Raw genomic sequence first — 17175 nt, forward strand, 5'->3', positions numbered from 1 at the left:
ATGTCGGCCGAAACCGAGGCCCTTTCAGAGCAGATCAAGCAGTCGGTGGCACTGCTGAGGAGGCATCTTTGACTGGGATGTCGCAACAACACGCCTCGCGGAACTGAATCACCGCGTTGAAGACCCCGACCTGTGGAATGACGCGGACGCTGCCCAGAAGCTGATGCGCGAGCGGACAACGCTGGCGAACCAGATCGAAGGTGTCCAGCGGATCGAATCCGAGGTCGAAGGCACGCTCGAACTGGTTGAACTGGCGGAAATGGAAGGGGACGAAAGTCTCGTCCAGGACGCCGTCCAGACCCTGCGCGCCATTGCCGAGGACGTTCGCAAGCGCGAAATCGAAAGCCTGCTCTCGGGCGAAGCGGACAGCAATGACTGCTACGTCGAAGTGAATGCGGGCGCCGGTGGCACGGAAGCCCAGGACTGGGCCGAGATGCTCCTGCGCATGTACACGCGCTGGGCCGAGCAGCATGGCTACAAGGTCACCTTCATCGAAGGCAGCGAAGGCGAGCAGGCCGGCATCAAGTCCGCCACCATTCAGGTGAGTGGTGCGAACGCCTATGGCTGGCTCAAGACTGAAGCCGGCGTGCACCGTCTGGTCCGGATCTCACCGTTCGATGCGGCGGCCCGTCGCCAGACGTCGTTCGCGTCTGTGTGGGTCTATCCGGTCGTGGATGATTCGATCGAGATCGACATCAACGATTCGGATCTGCGTGTCGATACGTTCCGGGCGTCCGGTGCGGGTGGACAGCACGTCAACAAGACGGATTCGGCGATCCGGATTACTCATATCCCCACCGGAATCGTGGTGGCCTGTCAGACGGACCGTTCGCAGCATCGTAACCGTGCCAAGGCCATGGAAATGCTGCGGGCCCGCATGTACGAGGCGGAGCTTCAGAAGCGTGAGGCCGCGGCAGCCCAGACAGAGGCCTCAAAGACCGATATCGGCTGGGGACACCAGATCCGTTCCTACGTCCTGGCGCCTTACCAGCTGGTCAAGGACCTGAGGACGGGAGTGGAGAAGGGGAACCCGGGCGCCGTGCTCGATGGGGCCCTGGACGACTTCATGTCGGCCTCTCTGGCCCAGAGTGTGGGAGCGACCCGCTCCGAGGCCAGTGCTTCGGCCCAGTGAGGTAGAGGAAAGAGGGGCTGTAATCAGATTTCTTTGGGGCGTCGGAGCAGGGATCCTGTTCTGGCGCCCTTTTTTCTGAAATCTGTCACACTACCGCAGAGTGAAATTGCGCTACCGTAATTGCCTGCGATATTTTTGGTTGCACGGAGGCATCCAGAACCAAAGAATATGTCGTCATTATGAAAAAATCGTTTCGATAAAGGCAATAACCCGCTTGACAGCATGCGGGTTAGACTGCCCAATCAGCATATCGGGTATGTTCTCAAAGCATGTGACGCATTTTATGGGTCTGCGGTGAGGGAACCCGATGGAAACACAGAAATCGGGGGCACCGCACCCGGCAGATGTGGATCAACGCCGGTGTCAGTGAGGGGTAAGAAGGTTTCGACATGAAGAGCTACGCCGCACAGCAGCGCAAGCCGACAGACTACATTGTCGCGATCGTCGTGGCCGTGCTGGCTATGGGCGCCGTGATCTATGCGCTCATGAGCGGTGCCGTGAGCAAGCTGGTCCAGGAAAAGCCGCCTATCAAGACGGAAGTCATCAAGGAACAGCCCAAGCCGCCACCGCCGCCGCCGCCACCACCGCCGCCGCAGATGGAACAGCCGCCACCGCCGTACATTCCGCCGCCGAAGATCAGCGTTCCGCCGCCGCCGAAGGCGGTCCAGCGGGTTACGCATGTCAAGCCGCCGCATCCGGTGCCGCCCAGCCCGACTCCGTCGCCAGAGCCTGTTCCGGCTCCGCCGCAGGGGCCGCCCGCTGACGCAGTTCCCGACCATTCGGCAGGTGCGCGACCGATCAACGGCGCACAGGCCGTCTATCCAGACGAAGCCATGGAAGAAAATCGCGAGGGTCATGTGACCGCATCGTGTGACATTCTTCCGACAGGCAAGACGGCGAACTGCACCATTGTGAGCTCAAGCGGTGGCCATGAGTTCGTGGAAAGTGCGCTCGACTTCCTTCGTCGGGCCCGTTACCAGCCCGCCGTCGTGAACGGCGCTCCGGTAACAGAGCATCATCACGTGCTGCACATCGACTTTACGATGGGCGACGACTGATCTTTCGATTGCCGTCAAACAGAATTGCCCTGTCAGGTTCTCCAAGCCTGGCAGGGCTCAGAAAAGGGCCGGTCTCCATATGGCCGACAACCCAGAAAGCTCCGAAAACGGGCATCTCTAACGAGGATATGGAGTTCATGACCAGACTGTTCCGCCTTCCTGCCCTTGCCGTTCCGACGAAGGCGCGTGCCGTCCGGGCCAGCGCACTGGCTCTGACGCTGGCCCTGGCTTCCGGTGCCGTTGCACCGGCTGTCGCTTTCGCCCAGCCGGCTCCGGCCGACCAGAGCGCTCCCGCAGCGGCTCCGGTGGATCCCTCTTCCAACCCGGCCAGCCCGACGACGTCCGCTGATCCGGCTGGCGCCCCTGCTGCTGCCGCACCGAACGATGCAGGCGCTCCGGCAGGAGCCGCTCCTTCCGACAGCACAGCTCCGGCAACGGCTCCGGCCGACGAATCTCCTGCCGCGGCCGCAACGCCGGGCGAGAGTGCAACTGCAACGCCGGAAGCTCCTGCTCCGCAGGGTAACCCGTACGGCCTTGGCGCCCTGTGGGCGAATGGTGACGCGATTGCCCGTGGCGTCCTGATCATCATGGTCATCATGTCCGCTGGTACCTGGATCATCATGGTCATGAAGTTCCTGGAGCAAGGCCGTCTGTTCGCGGCATCCAAGGAAGCTGCCCGTGAGTTCTGGACCAAGCCGTCCGTTCACGACGGTGCCGCTGCCCTGAAGCCGTCTTCCCCGTTCCGTTACATCGCCGAGACGGGCATTGTGGCCGCAGAGCACCACGAAGGCTCAATGCGTGACTCGATCGATCTGCCGTCCTGGACCGAAATGTCCATCTCGCGCTCGGTCGACACCATCAACACCCGCATGCAGGGCGGCCTCGCCTTCCTTGGTACGGTGGGTTCCACGTCTCCGTTCGTTGGTCTGTTCGGTACGGTCTGGGGTATCTATCACGCCCTGACGGCCATCGGCATCTCCGGCCAGGCGTCCATCGATAAGGTTGCTGGTCCGGTTGGTGAGTCCCTCATCATGACGGCCATCGGTCTTGCGACCGCTGTTCCGGCCGTGCTGGGTTACAACCTGCTCGTCCGTCGCAACAAGGGAGCCATGGATCGTGTCCGCAACTTCGCTGCTGACATCCAGTCCGTCCTGATCGGCGGCTTCCGTCACGGTGTTGCTCCGAGCGAGGGCGGCATGGCCGTCCCAACCACCATCACCACCAGCGAGCGGGTCTGATACCATGGGAATGAACGTCGGAGGAGGCGGCGGTGACGACGAGGTGGTGTCGGCAATCAACACCACCCCCCTCGTCGACGTCATGCTGGTGCTGCTGATCATCTTTCTGATCACCATCCCCGTCGCCACGCATACGGTGAAGGTCAAGCTGCCGGTTGATGCCAATCAGCCGACACAGACCAAACCGGGCAATGTTGTCCTGGCCGTGAATGCGAACGGCCAGGTGTTCTGGGACACGACACTCGTCCCGAACCACACCGAACTTCTGAACCGCCTCGTCGAGGCGGCAAAGAAAAAGCCGCAGCCGCAGATCCAGATCCGCGGTGACCAGGCTGCCAAGTATCTGGCAGTCGGCCAGGTGGTTGCAACCTGCCAGGAAGCAGGGATCGCCCACGTGGACTTCATTACCGAGCAGCCTCACTCGAACTGAGGTCGTGTCGGGCCGTTTTGAACGAAACGGCCCGTTCCTGCTTTCACGTCACCCTTTTGGAGAACCGCCGTCATGGGCATGAGCGTCGGATCTGACAGCACGCACGAAGACGAAGGCATTGTCGATATCAACACCACGCCGTTGATCGACGTGATGCTGGTGCTGCTGATCATGCTGATCATCACCATCCCGCTTCAGACACACTCGGTGGCGATCGATCTGCCCCAGGGCAATCCTCCACCATCGACCGAACAACCCAAGCTCGTGACCGTAAGCATCGGCTACGACAACAGCATTTCCTGGAATAACGAGCCGATCACGTCCGAGGCCGCTCTTCAGGCCCATTTCGAAGCTGCCGCAGCAATGCCGGACCAGCCTGAAATGCATATCCATCCCGATCGTCTTGCCGACTATAAGACGGTGGCCCATGTTATGGCAGATGCACAGCGTCTCGGCATGACCAAGCTGGGGATTGTCGGTCTGGATCAGTTCATGGAAGGACAGTAATTCGTGTCTTTGTCCCTTTACCGCCGTCTGAGCGCCCGTAATCTCCTGCTGGCCGGTGTTTTCGGCATTGCCGCTCTTGCCGGCTCTGCGCATGCTGACGATGTCCTCGGCCAGGCCGTCGGCAAGGATCTGCAGCAGGCCCAGAGCGCCCTGGCGTCCAAGAACTATGCCAAGGCAATGGAAGCCGTCGACGCCGCGGATGCGGTCAAGGGCAAGACTGATTACGAAGCCTACACCACGGCCCAGATGCGTGCGGCCATCGCCGCGCAGTCCGGCGATACGGACGCTGCCATCAAGGCCTATGATGTCCTGATCAACAGTTCCCGTACGCCGAAGGTAGCCAAGGGCCAGATGCTGATGGCGCAGGCTACGATGGCCTACAGCGCCAAGCAGTACGCACGCGCGATTCCGGCTACCGAGCGTTATCTGAAGGAATACGGCGCCGACCCGCGCATGCAGACGATGCTGATCCAGTGCTACTATCTGCAGCAGGACTGGAAAGGCACGGCTAAGGCTGCGCAGGAGCAGGTGGACGCGACGATCAAGGCTGGAAAGATTCCGCCTGAGAACCAGCTCCAGATGCTGGCGACGGCCTATACGAACCTGAAGGACGCGGATGCGAAGACGCATGCCTATGTCCTGCTGGCCAAGTATTATTCCAAGCCTGACTACTGGTCGATGCTGATCCACGATCTGGTGGCCAACCCGAATCTTTCGCCCCCGCTCGTCTTCTATGTCGAGCGTCTCCGTCTGACGACTGGTGTGCTGAAGGATCCGTCGGATTATCAGGACATGGCTGAGCGTGCCGTGCAGATGGGGCTGCCGCAGTTGGCACTCAATCTGCTGAACCAGGGTTATGCCAATCATTCGCTCGGAAATGGTCCGACTGCAGCGGCAGATGCAAAGTTCCATGCCTTTGTGGCCCAGCAGGCTGCAACGAACCGGAGCCAGCTTGCCTCTGCCGTCACGCAGGCAGCTTCTGCTCCGAACGCAGGTCCGGCTCTGACCGCTGGTTACAATCAGGTGCTGAACGGACAGGTCGATGCCGGTCTGGCTCTGATGAAGACGGGTCTGGGCAAGAACCCGCGTTATCCGGATCTCGCGCAGGTCGAATACGGGATGGCACAGATGGATGGTGGTCAGAAGGCTGAAGCCATCAAGACGTTTGCGTCCGTTTCCGGAAATGGGCCGGCTCGCGATGTTGCCGAACTCTGGTCACTTCTTCTGTCGCGTCCGGCGAAGTAAGGCATCTGTTTCAGACATTCAAAAAAAGCCGGGGTTTTCCCGGCTTTTTTTTGCTCAGAACGGCAGGATTGAGTCCATAACCTGCTGGCCATAGCGGGGTGTCTGAAGCTGCGTGAGGGTGCCGCGGCCGCCGTAGGAAATCCGTGCTTCCGCCATCCGGTCATGCGTTACGGTATTGTCCGCAGTGATATCCTGTGGCCGGACGATGCCGCTGACTCCCAGTTCTCGCAACTCGCTGTTCACCCGGACTTCCTGCTTTCCCATCACGACGAAATTGCCGTTGGGCAGGACCTGGGTGATCGTTCCTGCCAGACGCAGGGTCACAGTCTCATTGCGGGTGATCTTGCCGGTTGCGCCGGAATCGCTGCTGCTGGCAGTGCTCAGACTGTCCGCTCCAGTGATGGCGCTGATGATCTTGCCCTTGATCCCGAACAGATTGGGAATGCCGAATTTCTCGTCTGCGGTGCGGTCGGCAGTTGTTCCGTTGTTGAAGGCGGCGTTGTCGGTGATATCCACGATGATCGTGACCAGATCACCAACCTGCGACGCCCGCTGATCCTTGAAGAACGCCTTGCTGCCCGAGCGCCAGAGGCTCGCTGCCTCGTCGGGGGGCGCCTGAAGCGGCGGCATCGGCATGGTGACGGGCCGGTAGGAATTGGCCAGCGTGGGATCGGTAATGGATGTCATGCGGGGAGGCCGCCCGATCTCCGACATCTGCGCGAGGGAATTACAGGCTGACAGGACCGGCAAAAGCCCGAGCAGCCCCAGAGTGCGAACAGAATGTCGAAAAGCGTGCCGCATGGGAAAGTTGAGATCCGTCAGTTCCGTATGATCCCAAGCAAACACGACAACGGTAAAAAACCTGTTAAGACGCCGTCATTCCAGCGCATTGAAAAGACTCGGTCTTCGCCTGCATCTAGGCGGAAAGACTGTTTGCGCGTGATGGCTCCCGCTTGGCCCTTGCCCTGTCGGGGGATGTGGCCGAAAACAGCAGGGCGTGGGCCGACATTCCTAATGGCCCGGGCCCATCCTGTCTGGAGAATGCCCCATGCCGATTGTTTCAGCTTCTTTCCCTGCGGACAGCTCTTCCGCATTCCGGTCCTGAAATGGGACTGCGGATTCTGCTGACCGGCGGGCAGGGATTCGTCGGGCAGCACCTCAAGGCGCGTCTGAAAGATCGCATTCCCGGTCATGTCCTGCTCGAAGATCCGATGGACATCCGGGACCGCGCCGCCGTCGAGCGGTTTGTGAAAGACGAAAAGCCCGACGCCTGTCTCCATCTGGCCGCCGTGTCTTCGGTTGCCCGTGCGAAAGCGGAAAATGCTGAGGCTTGGACTGTCAATCTCGATGGAACGCTCATCCTGGCCGAAACCTTCGAGACCCACGCTCCCCAGGCCAGTTTTGTGTTTGTCTCGACCGCCGAGATTTACGGCGCCAGCTTTTCCTCGGGGCAGCCGCTCGACGAGTCCGCCGTCATCGCGCCGGTTAATGCTTATGCGTCCAGCAAGGCCGCGGCGGATCTGGCGATCGGCAATCTGAGCCAGGAAGGGCTGCATGGCCTGCGTCTGCGTTCCTTCACCCAGGCTGGGACTGCACAGGATGAAGAAGCCATTCTGCCGTTTCTCGCGGCACAGGTCGCCCGGATCGAGGCAGGACAGCAGGCCCCGGCCATTACCGTCGGTCATCCGGATGCCGGTTTTGACATAACCGACGTTCGCGATGCCTGTGACGCCTATATCGATGCGCTCGCTCTTCCCCAGCCTCTGCCGAACGGAACGGCTCTGAACATCTGTTCCGGCGTGACCCGGAGCGTGCGGTCCATGGCGCGTGATCTGCTGGAAGTCGCCGGGATTTCCGCATCCCTTGAGGTCGATGCCACGATCCCCTGTCCGTCCGGCCTGTCGTCCATGCAGGGCAATCCCGCCGCTGCCCGTCAGGCACTGGGCTGGGCGCCGCGTATTCCCTGGCATGAGACGCTGGTCACGGTTCTCAATGACTGGCGTTACCGGATCAGGCCATAAGGCCCTGCTCTCGAGATCGGCAGATGCTGGACAGCGCCTGAGCGCGTTGTCATTCTTTCCGCAGAACCGGCAACCGGAGTGCGTATAGTGACAGACCCCCATGATACCGAAATTACGGTGCTCGCCCGTGCAAATGGCCTGACCATTCCTGCCGAATTTCACGTCGGCGTGCGGAGTAACCTTGAGCTTTTGCGCAGCTACGGCGCGCTGATCGAAGGGCTGGAACTGCCAGATCGCCTCGAACCTGCCTTCCGGTATGAACCATGAGCGGCCTTCAGCAGCGTACCCTCGCGCTTGCGGCCAGTGTACGCAAAGGCGAGATTTCCGCCCGCGACCTGACCGTAAAGACCCTGGCCGATATCGAGGCACGGGACAAAGACTATAACTGTGTCACGCGCCTGCTGATGCATCGTGCGCTGGAAGCTGCCGAGCGCGTGGACCGGCTGGTGCTGCAAGGTCAGGATCCGGGGCCGCTTGCCGGGGTGCCTTTTGGCATCAAGGACCTGTTTGATGTCCGGGGGGAAATCACGACGGCCGGGTCAAAGGTTCTCGCCAATGACCCGCCCGCCATGCAGGATGCGACACTGGTTGCTCACATGATCGCGGCGGGTGCCATTCCCGTCGCCCTGACGAACATGGACGAGTTTGCCTACGGGTTCGCCACGATCAACGCCCATTATGGCAACACCCGCAATCCGCATGCGCCTGAGCGTCTGGCCGGTGGTTCGTCGGGCGGTTCAGCGGCGGGTGTGGCGGCGCGGATGTTCTCTATCGGTCTCGGGTCCGACACGAACGGCTCCATTCGTGTTCCGGCCTCACTCTGTGGGATCTGGGGGTTGCGGGCGACGCAGGGGCGGTTGTCGGTCGAAGGCAGCTCCCCGTTCGTTCCGAGCCTCGATACGGTCGGCCCGTTCGCCGACAGTGCGGGCGGACTGAAAGCCTGTTTTGAAGCTCTTTGCGTCAGATCGCTGGCGGATGTGGATGTGGGCAGGCTGCGCATTGCCCGTCTGGGTGGATGGTTCGGCGAGAACATGTCTGCGCCGATGCAGACCGCGATCGATACGCTCTCCATGGCACTGGGAGCCACGGATGTTGCCGAACTCCCGGAAGTGGCGCGTGCGCGGGCTGCGGCGTTTGTCATCAGCGCCTCCGAAGGGGCAGGGCAGCATCTCAAACGCCTGCGTACCCAGGCTGCGGATTATGATCCTGCTGTCCGGGATCGGCTTCTGGCCGGTGCTCTTCTGCCGTCCACGCTGATCTTTCAGGCCCATCGCTTGCGGCACTGGTTCCGGGATCGGATGCACGAGGCTTTTGCGAAGACGGACATCCTGCTCGCTCCGGCTCTTGTCGGCGAGGCTCCGCGTTTCGATCAGCCGGAAATCGAAATCGGCGGCAAGATGGTCTCGGCCCGCGCCAATCTGGGGCTTTACACGCAGCCCCTGACGCTGGCGGGCTTCCCGGTTCTGACGGTGCCGATGAAGGTTCCGGGGCTGCCGCTCGGCGCGCAGTTGATTGCGCGTCCGGGCCGTGAGGATCAGCTCTTTGCCCTGGCGGAAAAGCTGGAAACGGACGGACTGGCGGAAGCCCGTCTGATCTGATTAACGTCCCAGTGCCTCGGCCATCTTTGCATGGTCGAGGCGCTTCTCCCATGCGGCGATCAGAACCGGGGCAACGCAGTTTCCCGCGAAATTGCCCACGGCCCGCGCGATCCCCGCAAACCAGTCCACGGCCAGAAGCATCACCAGACTTGCGGGCGGGATGGACGGCACGCTTGCCAGCGTTGCCGCCAGAATGACGATCGCAAAACCCGGAATCCCGTGCGCTCCCTTGGACGTGACCAGCGCCGTCACCAGCAGGGTTGCGATCTGCCAGATTGTCAGATGCGTTCCGGTGGCGTTGGCCAGAAAGATGACTGCCATCCCCAGATAGATCGACAGTGCGTCCAGATTGAGCGAATACCCGGCCGGCACCACGATCCCCACGACCTGACGTTCCACCCCGAGTTTTTCGAGTTTGGTCATCAGGCTGGGCAGAACTGCGTCCGATGCCGTGGTCGTGGCGACGATCAGCAGTTCTTCGCGAAAATAACGCGCAAACCGCAGTGGACTGACACCTGCAAGCCGCAGGCCCCCGCCCAGCGCACCAATGATAAAGAGACCTACCAGCAGGAAATACAGCGCTGTGAACCCGGCCAGATGCCCGATCGTCTCCAGCCCGTAGCGCGCCGTTGTCGTCACCATCGCGCCGAACACACCCAGAGGGGCCACGCGGATGATGACGCCCATCATGCGCGAAAACAGTTCGGAGACGCTTTCGATCAGCCGGACCAGAGGCGCGCCGCGCTCCCCCATGCCGCTCAGGCAGCACCCGGCAAAAATCGCGAAGACCAGAATCTGGAGGACGTTCCCCTGTGCGAAAGCTTCCGCAGGGGTGCGCGGCACGAGCGAGAGCAGAAATCCGCTGATGCCTCCGGCCCGCAGGTTCTGTGCATGGTCGCCATAGGACGCGATCATCCGCGCATCCTCGGCCGTTGGCACGAACCCGACGCCTCGACCGATCCCAAGTCCCATCGCCACCAGAACCGCTACGCCAAGTGCAAGCGTCGTCATGATCTCGAAATAGAGCAGGGCCTGTCCCCCCAGTCGCCCGACCGTTTTCAGTGATCCGGCCCCGAGGATCCCGAGTGTTACGATACAGAACAGCAGCGGCCCGACCGCCATGATGATGAGGCGCATGAACAGCGCCGTCATGCATCCCACATCATCCGCGAGGGCCGGGAAGAACAGTCCGGCCCCAAGCCCGAGCACCGTCGCCAGTACAACCTGCGCGAACAGGTTTCCGGCCAGAGCTCTCACCACGCGGCAACGGCCCCGTCACTGCGGGGATCGGTGGCACCCTCAAGCCGTCCGTTTTCATGGCGGATCAGCGCGCCGGCGTGGCCCATGATGATGGACTGTTCGGGAAGCGCTTCGACCGTATGCCCGGCCGCCTCAAGCTGCGACATGACATTCGGACTGAATCCCGGTTCCACCTTGAGCGACAGGCTCTCGTCTCCCCAGGTGCGCCCGAGCAGCCAGCGCGGACGGCAGAGCGCTTCCTGAAGCGGCACGCCATAACGGACGTGACGGCTGAAGATTGCGGCCTGTGTCTGGGGCTGCCCTTCGCCGCCCATGGTGCCATAGACCATTGTGCGCCCGTCCCGCAGCCGGGTCGCAGCGGGGTTGAGCGTATGAAACGGTTTGGCTCCGGGGCGCAGGATGTTCCAGCCGGAATGGGCCAGCCGGAAGGATGATCCGCGGTTTTGCCAGAACAGTCCGCTCTGCGGCAGCATTACGCCGGAGCCGAACTCGAAATAGAGGCTCTGGATCATGCTGACCGCGACGCCATTGCGGTCGATCGCACCCATCCAAGTCGTGTCGCCCCATTGCGTTTTCTCCGTCCAGGGCATGGCGTGGGTCATGGAAATGCGGGAGGCCATCGCTTCCAGCCGTGCCGGATCGGCCAGCAGCTCCCGGGCCAGTGCCTCGGAGTGTTCGCTGCCATCCGTATGGCGGTTGCGATAGAGAAACGCCTGCTTGGTCGCTTCGACCAGACCATGCACATGCGCAAAGCTCTCCGGCCCGTCCGCACGGCTCAGATGATCCGACAGGGCCAGGATCAGAAGCGAGGCCACGCCCTGTGTGGGCGGGGCAGTATTATAAAGGAAGCCGTCGCTGGTCTGCACATGCAGCGGTTCCTTGACCTCTGCTCGATGCGCCAGAAGATCCAGAGACCGGACCGGGCTGCCTGCCGCTGCAAGATCGGCGGCCAGACTGCGGGCCAGCGGCCCGTTATAGAAACTGCGCAACCCGTCCCGGTTCAGCATTCTCAGCGTTTGGGCCAGTTCGGGCGATTTGCGGATACTGCCTGCTGTCCATGGCTTGCCGTCGGGAAAGCAGATTCGTGCCAGCGTCGGGTCCGACATCAGCTCCGGCTGTTTCTGCGCCAGAAGTGCTCCCTCGCTTTCGGAGACCACACGCCCATGTTCGGCATAATGGATGGCATCGCGCAGCAGTCGGTCCAGTGACAGGGGATCACGGATCTCGCTGCTCAGTTCCAGTGCCGTCTCCCAGCCCGCGACCGTTCCGGCGACCGTGTTGGCCGCCAGACCGCCGCGCCAGGGAATGGTGGTGTGTCCGGCCTCGGCATAGAGCGCGTGTTCCGCTTCCATGGCCAGTGCACCGCAGGCGTCAATGGCCACGGTCCGTCCATCGGGGTAGCAGATCAGCCAGAACGCATCGCCGCCCAGCCCCGTCATGTGCGGATAAACCACAGCCAGCGTGGAGGCCGTAGCCACGACCGCCTCAATCGCCGTTCCACCCTCGCGCAGAACATCCAGCCCCGCCTGACTGGCGAGATGATGCGGAGACGTAACCATTCCACCTAAGGCATTGGGAGTCAGCATGACGGAAGGGTCCTTACAGGGGCAGAAGATCGGGTTGCAGGCGTGGAATATGGGCGCACAGCGTCCGGATGAGCAGCTCTTCCGGGCCCTGCGCGGTCTGATGACGGGTTGAGGCGATGAACTCCACCTGCGGCATTTCCGGCAGCAGTCCCGGCGCACAATGGGGCAGATGTTCCGCATTGCGCAGGAAAGCCGGCTGCGGCGTCACACCATATCCGGCCCGCACAGCCGCCAGAAGCGCGCCCAGACTGCCGCTGGTAAAGGCCAGATGCCAGGCGCGTCCGGCCTTGTTGAGCGTCTCGATCGCCAGGCGCCGGGTGACGCTGCCATCGGGGAATGTCACGAGCGGAATGGACTGCTCTGCCGGAAATTCCGTCCCTGTGGGTGCGTACCAGCGCATGTCCTCGGTCCACAGCTTCTGGCCACGTGTCTCCGTCGTGCGCCGCATGCCGCACCAGACATCCAGCTCCCCCTGATCCAGAAGCCGGGCCAGATATGCTGACAGACCGACCGTCATTGTGATCTGCAGTGATGGATGCGAGGCGCGGAATGTTCCCAGAATTTCGGGGAAGCGCGTCAGAAGCAGGTCTTCCGTCACACCCAGCCGGATCGTCCCGCGTGGGGCCTCCTGCCGGAAACGGGACAGGATACTGTCCTCGCACTGAAGAAGCTGCCGTGCCAGACCGATCAACGCCGTGCCATCTTCCGTCAGCCGGACGCTCTTGGTGCTCCGGGCCAGAAGGCGCGTGCCAAGCTGTTCCTCCAGCCGGCTGACATGCTGGCTGATCGTGGACTGACTGACTCCCTGGCTCTGCGCGGCGGAGGTGAAATGCAGCGTTTCCGCGACCGCGAGAAAGGATTGCAGATGGAACGGGTCGAGATGCATCTGATCTTTCATCCCGATATGTGGGACCATATTTATTGGCAGGTCAACTTGATCTGACTTCGTTATGAGAGCACAGTTCCACCCGCCTTGACACTTCATCCCGGACAGGAGCCCCCATGACAGCCCACGGAGCCCGCGCCGTCGAGCGGTGCCGTATTCTCGCGGATGTTCCATTCAGCGAGATCCCGGGCAGTCTGTTCCGTTTCTGGCTTGGCCCCGCCTATCAGCGTACCCTCACACAGGTCGCGCAGTGGATGGAAGAAGCCGGCCTGACCACCCGTCTGGACGCGGCCGGGAGCCTGATCGGACGTTATGAGGGCCTGACACCCGGGGCTCCGGCGCTGATGATCGGCTCCCATCTCGATACCGTCCGCAATGGGGGGGCCTTCGACGGGAATCTGGGCGTCATGCTGGGGATCGAGCTTGTTTCTGTCCTGAATGAAGAAGGAACGCGCCTGCCATTTGCCATTGAGGTCATGGGCTTCGGAGACGAGGAAGGCTCGCGTTTTGCGGCTCCCATGATCTGCTCCCGCGCCATGGCCGGGCTGATCGAGTCCATTCCCGAAAACATGACCGATGCGTCTGGGATAACCATGGCCGATGCCATGATCCGCTACGGCCTCGATCCCGCCCGTCTGACCGACGCTGCCCGCCGTCCCGACGAACTGGTTGCCTATATTGAACCCCATATCGAGCAGGGACCCGCCATCGAGAGCGCGGATGGCGAGATCGGCGTCGTCACGGCCATCGCCGCCCAGACCCGCCAGCGTGTCACCGTCACCGGCCAGTCCGACCATGCGGGCACGACACCCATGACCATGCGTCAGGATGCTCTTGCGGCGGCGGCTGAAATGATCCTGGCGGTCGAACGCAATGGTGCCTCAGGGGGTGCCACGCAGGTCGCTACGGTTGGTCAGATCGACGTTACGCCAAACACGTCAAACGTTATTCCCGGTGAAGTCCGCTTCTCGCTCGACATGCGGGCCGAAACCAACGAGGCGCGTGATGCCATGGCCGATGCCATCCGCACGGATCTGCGTGCCATTGCGGCCCGGCGCGGTCTGGGGATCACGTTCGACAGGCCCCAGCATTTGCCTGCTGCCGCCTGCGCTCCCGAACTGGTGGAGCGTCTGTCTCAGGCCGTCACGAGCGTCACCGGTCGTCCGGCCCAGCGCCTTCTAAGTGGCGCCGGCCACGACGCCATGGCCATGGTCGATCTGTGTCCGATGGGAATGCTCTTCATCCGCAGCCCCGGCGGCCTGAGCCATCATCCCGATGAAACCGTCCGCGTGGGAGATGTCGATCTCGCCCATCGCGCGCTGCTTGCCTTCGTCAAGGAGTTCCAGTCATGACCCATCCCGCAACTTTCGCCCAGCTCGATCCGCCGTCCCGCCTTCTGATGGGGGCCGGCCCGACCAACGTCCACCCGCGTATTCTCCGCGCCATGTCCTATGACGTGATCGGCCAGATGGACCCGGAAATGACCGCCTATATGGATGAGGTCATGGCCCTGTACCGCGAGGTTTTCCGCACGAAGAACCACTGGACGCTGCTGGTGAACGGCTCCGCCCGTTCGGCCATTGAGGCTGCGCTGGTGTCGTTGGTCTCGCCGGGCATGAAGGTCGTCATTCCGCGCTTTGGCCGCTTCGGTCTGCTGCTGACGGAAATCGTCCATCGCTGCGGCGGCGTCCCTTGTACAGTGGATGTGGACTGGGGACAGGTTGTCGATCCGGCCGCCATCGAAGCTGCCATCATCGAGCACAAGCCCGGTCTGGTCGCCTGCGTCCATGGTGATACCTCCACCACGACGGCCCAGCCGCTCGAAGAGATCGGCCGCATCTGCCGCAAACATGATGTACTGTTCTATGTGGACGCCACGGCTACGCTCGGCGGCATGACCTTCGAGACCGATGCCTGGAACATCGACGTCGCCACGGCTGGTCTTCAGAAGTGCCTGAACGGCCCCCCGGGCTCCGCGCCGATCACGCTGTCCGAGCGCGCCGTTGCTGCCATCCTCAAGCGCCGTCACGATGAAGCAGGAATCGCAACGGGTCAGGCCCAGGGCGATGGTCCGGTCATCCAGTCGAACTATTTCGACCTGGCGATGCTGATGAATTACTGGTCTCCGGCGCGGATGAACCATCATACCGAAGCCACGTCCATGCTCTACGCTGCTCGCGAAACGGCACGTCTGGTCGTGGAAGAGGGCGTGGAGGCGCGTGTTGCCCGTCATGTGCGGGCAGGGCGTGCCATGGTCACCGGGCTGCGCGCCATGGGCCTGAAGGTTTACGGCGACGATGCCACGCGCATGAGCAATGTCACGGGCGTCTGGGTTCCGGAAGGTGTGGACAATGCCCGCATCCGCCAGCTCATGCGTGATGATTTCGGGATCGAGATCGTCTCGTCCTTCGGTCCGCTGACCGGCAAGATCTGGCGTATCGGGGCAATGGGCATCAACGCCCGCAAGGACAAGGTTCTGCTCACGCTCGCCGCCCTCGATTCCGTGCTGGCGAGCGAAGGCGTGAAGCTGAACCGTGGCGCAGGCGTAGATGCCGCCCGCGCTGCCTGGGACGCTGCCTGATCGGTCTTCAGGCCGGAAGCCCTATTTCTTCGGATGGTTCTTCCGGCCCGATCCGCTCTTTTTCCCGCCACCGTCTTCCTTGTTGACGGTGGCCCAGGCCCGGCGCTCGGCTTCCTTTTCGGACACGCCCCGCTTTTCGTAGCTTTCCTCGATATGCTCCGCCTGACGCTTCTGCTTGTCCGTATAGGCTGACTTGTCTCCACGAGGCATGATCCTGCCCTCCTGTAAGAGATCCAGTCTCCTCTACGCCTGAACCCGGTCTGCGTTCCCGACATCCTGTCATACACAAACAGGTGTGCAGGGTTGATCCGAACTCCGCACGGCGCGAGCATCGCCGGACATATTTCCGGCTGGAGAGCACGCAGAATGTCGATCGTCTTCCATCATACGCCCGAACGCGCGAAGGTCTGGAGCGAGAAGTTCGCGAAGGCCCGTCCCGACATCCCGTTCCATATCTGGCCCGAAACCGGCCCGAAAGAGGATGTCCGTTATCTCGCGGCCTGGAAGACACCGGACGATCTCGCCACGCTTTTTCCCAATCTCGAAGTCCTGTTTTCGCTGGGCGCGGGGATCGACCAGCTCAATCTCGCCAATGTGCCACCGGGCGTGCAGATCATCCGCATGGTGGAGAGTAGTCTGGTGGAGGGCATGATCGAATATGTCCTGTGGGCCGTGCTCTCTTTCCATCGCGACATGTTCCGCTATGCCCGCCAGCAGCGCGAACATGTCTGGGATGGCTCGCATAACCGTCCGGCGAAACTCTATCGCATCGGCCTCATGGGTATGGGAGAACTTGGCAGTCCGGTTCTGGAGAAGCTCGTCTCCTTCGGCTATGAATGCCGGGGTTGGAGCCGAAGTCGCCGCGAGGTGCCGGGTGTAAAGTCCTTTGCCGGGGCAGGGGAGCTGGATGCCTTTCTGGCGGAGACCGACATTCTCGTCTGCCTCGTCCCGCTGACGGACGCCACGCGCGGCATCCTCAATCGCAGCCTGTTTGAAAAGCTGCCCAAAGGCGCCTGTCTCATCAACTGTGGCCGCGGTGGTCATCTGGTGCAGGACGATCTGATTCCCGCCCTCGACAGTGGCCAGCTCTCACAGGCCGTGCTTGACGTCGCCACACCCGAACCGCTGCCACCCGAACATCCGTTCTGGGACCATCCGCGCATTTTCCTGACCCCGCATATCGCCAGCGCTGCCCAGTCGGACACCGCAGCCGAGGCCGTTCTTGCCAATCTGCGCCGCTATGAAGCCGGCGAACCTATGACCGGCGTCATCGATACCGGACGCGGCTATTGAGACCCCGACGCGGTTTGTGCATTTTCCGGCTTGCCAAGCCCCGAGGGCTCGGTTAGAACGCGCCCACCTTGATGGGTGCGCCGGTGTAGCTCAGCTGGTAGAGCACGTCATTCGTAATGATGGGGTCGGGAGTTCGAATCTCTTCACCGGCACCATCAAGGTCTTCCGAAAATCCGGATCAGAGATACCTTTCTCCTGTCATGCAGGCAGAGGGATTATCTGATGCGCTGGTTTCCGGATCTTCACAATTTTTCAAAATATTGCCGATAAAACCGGCTTCCTCTGGGCAATCCGCCTGAGATGGGACTACGATGAGTCCCGATATCCCGATGCGGAGGGC

General features: G+C 61.9%; 17 protein-coding genes and 1 tRNA gene. 13 read left to right on the top strand and 5 right to left on the bottom strand.

The features are described 5' to 3' along the window. The 6 genes from prfB to HKD27_RS10395 all read left to right on the top strand — a co-directional run bounded on the left by prfB (position 1) and on the right by HKD27_RS10395 (position 5610). Positions 1 to 1132, top strand: a protein-coding gene (gene prfB, locus HKD27_RS10370; RefSeq protein WP_155723182.1) for a peptide chain release factor 2 whose coding sequence is annotated in 2 segments (ribosomal slippage) — positions 1 to 69 and positions 71 to 1132 — 1131 coding nt in all. Because the reading frame shifts where the segments join, the coding sequence is not laid out codon by codon here. 389 nt (positions 1133 to 1521) lie between these two features. Beyond that, entirely contained in the window at positions 1522 to 2190 is a 669-nt protein-coding gene (locus HKD27_RS16705; RefSeq protein ID WP_011252839.1) for an energy transducer TonB, read from the top strand. Positions 2191 to 2327: 137 nt separating this feature from the next. Beyond that, entirely contained in the window at positions 2328 to 3428 is a 1101-nt protein-coding gene (locus HKD27_RS10380) for a MotA/TolQ/ExbB proton channel family protein (RefSeq protein WP_194264958.1), read from the top strand. A gap of 4 nt (positions 3429 to 3432) precedes the next feature. Then, positions 3433 to 3858, top strand: coding sequence for a biopolymer transporter ExbD (locus HKD27_RS10385; RefSeq protein WP_011252841.1), 426 nt, complete (start codon positions 3433 to 3435; stop codon positions 3856 to 3858). Between the two features lie 72 nt (positions 3859 to 3930). Continuing rightward, the gene (locus HKD27_RS10390) at positions 3931 to 4365 is read left to right on the top strand and encodes a biopolymer transporter ExbD (RefSeq protein ID WP_011252842.1); all 435 of its coding nucleotides are present in this window, start codon (positions 3931 to 3933) and stop codon (positions 4363 to 4365) included. Positions 4366 to 4368: 3 nt separating this feature from the next. Continuing rightward, on the top strand, positions 4369 to 5610 hold the full coding sequence (locus HKD27_RS10395) for a hypothetical protein (RefSeq protein WP_194689379.1): 1242 nt from the start codon (positions 4369 to 4371) through the stop codon (positions 5608 to 5610). Between the two features lie 54 nt (positions 5611 to 5664). Here HKD27_RS10395 and flgH read toward each other — a convergent pair whose 3' ends face one another. Then, entirely contained in the window at positions 5665 to 6411 is a 747-nt protein-coding gene (gene flgH / locus HKD27_RS10400; RefSeq protein WP_194689378.1) for a flagellar basal body L-ring protein FlgH, read from the bottom strand. A gap of 311 nt (positions 6412 to 6722) precedes the next feature. Here flgH and HKD27_RS10405 point away from each other — a divergent pair, with 311 nt between their 5' ends. From HKD27_RS10405 to HKD27_RS10415, 3 genes are all read left to right on the top strand, one after another. Continuing rightward, positions 6723 to 7631 carry a GDP-mannose 4,6-dehydratase gene (locus HKD27_RS10405; RefSeq protein WP_194689492.1) on the top strand — a complete coding sequence of 303 codons (909 nt, stop codon included), beginning with the start codon at positions 6723 to 6725 and terminating at the stop codon, positions 7629 to 7631. 87 nt (positions 7632 to 7718) lie between these two features. After that, positions 7719 to 7898, top strand: coding sequence for a DUF4089 domain-containing protein (locus HKD27_RS10410; RefSeq protein ID WP_194689377.1), 180 nt, complete (start codon positions 7719 to 7721; stop codon positions 7896 to 7898). Further along, positions 7895 to 9229 carry an AtzE family amidohydrolase gene (locus tag HKD27_RS10415; RefSeq protein WP_194689376.1) on the top strand — a complete coding sequence of 445 codons (1335 nt, stop codon included), beginning with the start codon at positions 7895 to 7897 and terminating at the stop codon, positions 9227 to 9229. The genes HKD27_RS10410 and HKD27_RS10415 overlap by 4 nt, the downstream gene beginning before the upstream one ends. Here HKD27_RS10415 and HKD27_RS10420 read toward each other — a convergent pair whose 3' ends face one another. The 3 genes from HKD27_RS10420 to HKD27_RS10430 are packed head-to-tail and all read right to left on the bottom strand — an operon-like array spanning position 9230 to position 12961. Beyond that, positions 9230 to 10489, bottom strand: coding sequence for a cation:dicarboxylate symporter family transporter (locus HKD27_RS10420; RefSeq protein WP_194689375.1), 1260 nt, complete (start codon positions 10487 to 10489; stop codon positions 9230 to 9232). Continuing rightward, positions 10483 to 12075 (bottom strand): gamma-glutamyltransferase family protein, encoded by a 1593-nt coding sequence (locus HKD27_RS10425; protein ID WP_194689374.1) that lies wholly within the window; start codon positions 12073 to 12075, stop codon positions 10483 to 10485. Before HKD27_RS10425 ends, HKD27_RS10420 begins: the two co-directional genes overlap by 7 nt. 13 nt (positions 12076 to 12088) lie before the next feature. Continuing rightward, entirely contained in the window at positions 12089 to 12961 is an 873-nt protein-coding gene (locus HKD27_RS10430) for a LysR family transcriptional regulator (protein WP_228120499.1), read from the bottom strand. Between the two features lie 116 nt (positions 12962 to 13077). On the opposite strand from HKD27_RS10430, the gene HKD27_RS10435 reads away from it, so the two are divergent. After that, positions 13078 to 14313 carry an allantoate amidohydrolase gene (locus HKD27_RS10435; protein WP_194689373.1) on the top strand — a complete coding sequence of 412 codons (1236 nt, stop codon included), beginning with the start codon at positions 13078 to 13080 and terminating at the stop codon, positions 14311 to 14313. Next, positions 14310 to 15542 (top strand): alanine--glyoxylate aminotransferase family protein, encoded by a 1233-nt coding sequence (locus HKD27_RS10440; protein WP_194689372.1) that lies wholly within the window; start codon positions 14310 to 14312, stop codon positions 15540 to 15542. Before HKD27_RS10435 ends, HKD27_RS10440 begins: the two co-directional genes overlap by 4 nt. Positions 15543 to 15563: 21 nt before the next feature. On the opposite strand, the gene HKD27_RS10445 is transcribed toward HKD27_RS10440, so the two are convergent. Continuing rightward, positions 15564 to 15752 carry a hypothetical protein gene (locus tag HKD27_RS10445; RefSeq protein ID WP_062496175.1) on the bottom strand — a complete coding sequence of 63 codons (189 nt, stop codon included), beginning with the start codon at positions 15750 to 15752 and terminating at the stop codon, positions 15564 to 15566. 156 nt (positions 15753 to 15908) lie between these two features. On the opposite strand from HKD27_RS10445, the gene HKD27_RS10450 reads away from it, so the two are divergent. Together HKD27_RS10450 and HKD27_RS10455 are read left to right on the top strand one after the other, a co-directional pair. Beyond that, the gene (locus tag HKD27_RS10450) at positions 15909 to 16835 is read left to right on the top strand and encodes a glyoxylate/hydroxypyruvate reductase A (RefSeq protein WP_194689371.1); all 927 of its coding nucleotides are present in this window, start codon (positions 15909 to 15911) and stop codon (positions 16833 to 16835) included. A gap of 79 nt (positions 16836 to 16914) precedes the next feature. After that, a tRNA-Thr gene (locus HKD27_RS10455) sits at positions 16915 to 16990 on the top strand. Positions 16991 to 17175 lie beyond the last annotated feature (185 nt).

The organism is Gluconobacter sp. R75690, from assembly GCF_015244525.1.
GTDB lineage: Bacteria > Pseudomonadota > Alphaproteobacteria > Acetobacterales > Acetobacteraceae > Gluconobacter > Gluconobacter potus.

What these genes read in the sequence shown, in the direction of transcription:
- HKD27_RS10385 (WP_011252841.1), top strand. Translation starts at nt 3,433, where the DNA reads ATGGGAATGAACGTCGGAGGAGGCGGCGGTGACGACGAGGTGGTGTCG.
- HKD27_RS16705 (WP_011252839.1), top strand. Translation starts at nt 1,522, where the DNA reads ATGAAGAGCTACGCCGCACAGCAGCGCAAGCCGACAGACTACATTGTC.
- HKD27_RS10425 (WP_194689374.1), bottom strand. Translation starts at nt 12,075, where the DNA reads ATGCTGACTCCCAATGCCTTAGGTGGAATGGTTACGTCTCCGCATCAT.
- HKD27_RS10390 (WP_011252842.1), top strand. Translation starts at nt 3,931, where the DNA reads ATGGGCATGAGCGTCGGATCTGACAGCACGCACGAAGACGAAGGCATT.
- HKD27_RS10430 (WP_228120499.1), bottom strand. Translation starts at nt 12,961, where the DNA reads ATGCATCTCGACCCGTTCCATCTGCAATCCTTTCTCGCGGTCGCGGAA.
- flgH (WP_194689378.1), bottom strand. Translation starts at nt 6,411, where the DNA reads ATGCGGCACGCTTTTCGACATTCTGTTCGCACTCTGGGGCTGCTCGGG.
- HKD27_RS10415 (WP_194689376.1), top strand. Translation starts at nt 7,895, where the DNA reads ATGAGCGGCCTTCAGCAGCGTACCCTCGCGCTTGCGGCCAGTGTACGC.
- HKD27_RS10380 (WP_194264958.1), top strand. Translation starts at nt 2,328, where the DNA reads ATGACCAGACTGTTCCGCCTTCCTGCCCTTGCCGTTCCGACGAAGGCG.
- HKD27_RS10445 (WP_062496175.1), bottom strand. Translation starts at nt 15,752, where the DNA reads ATGCCTCGTGGAGACAAGTCAGCCTATACGGACAAGCAGAAGCGTCAG.
- HKD27_RS10435 (WP_194689373.1), top strand. Translation starts at nt 13,078, where the DNA reads ATGACAGCCCACGGAGCCCGCGCCGTCGAGCGGTGCCGTATTCTCGCG.
- HKD27_RS10450 (WP_194689371.1), top strand. Translation starts at nt 15,909, where the DNA reads ATGTCGATCGTCTTCCATCATACGCCCGAACGCGCGAAGGTCTGGAGC.
- HKD27_RS10440 (WP_194689372.1), top strand. Translation starts at nt 14,310, where the DNA reads ATGACCCATCCCGCAACTTTCGCCCAGCTCGATCCGCCGTCCCGCCTT.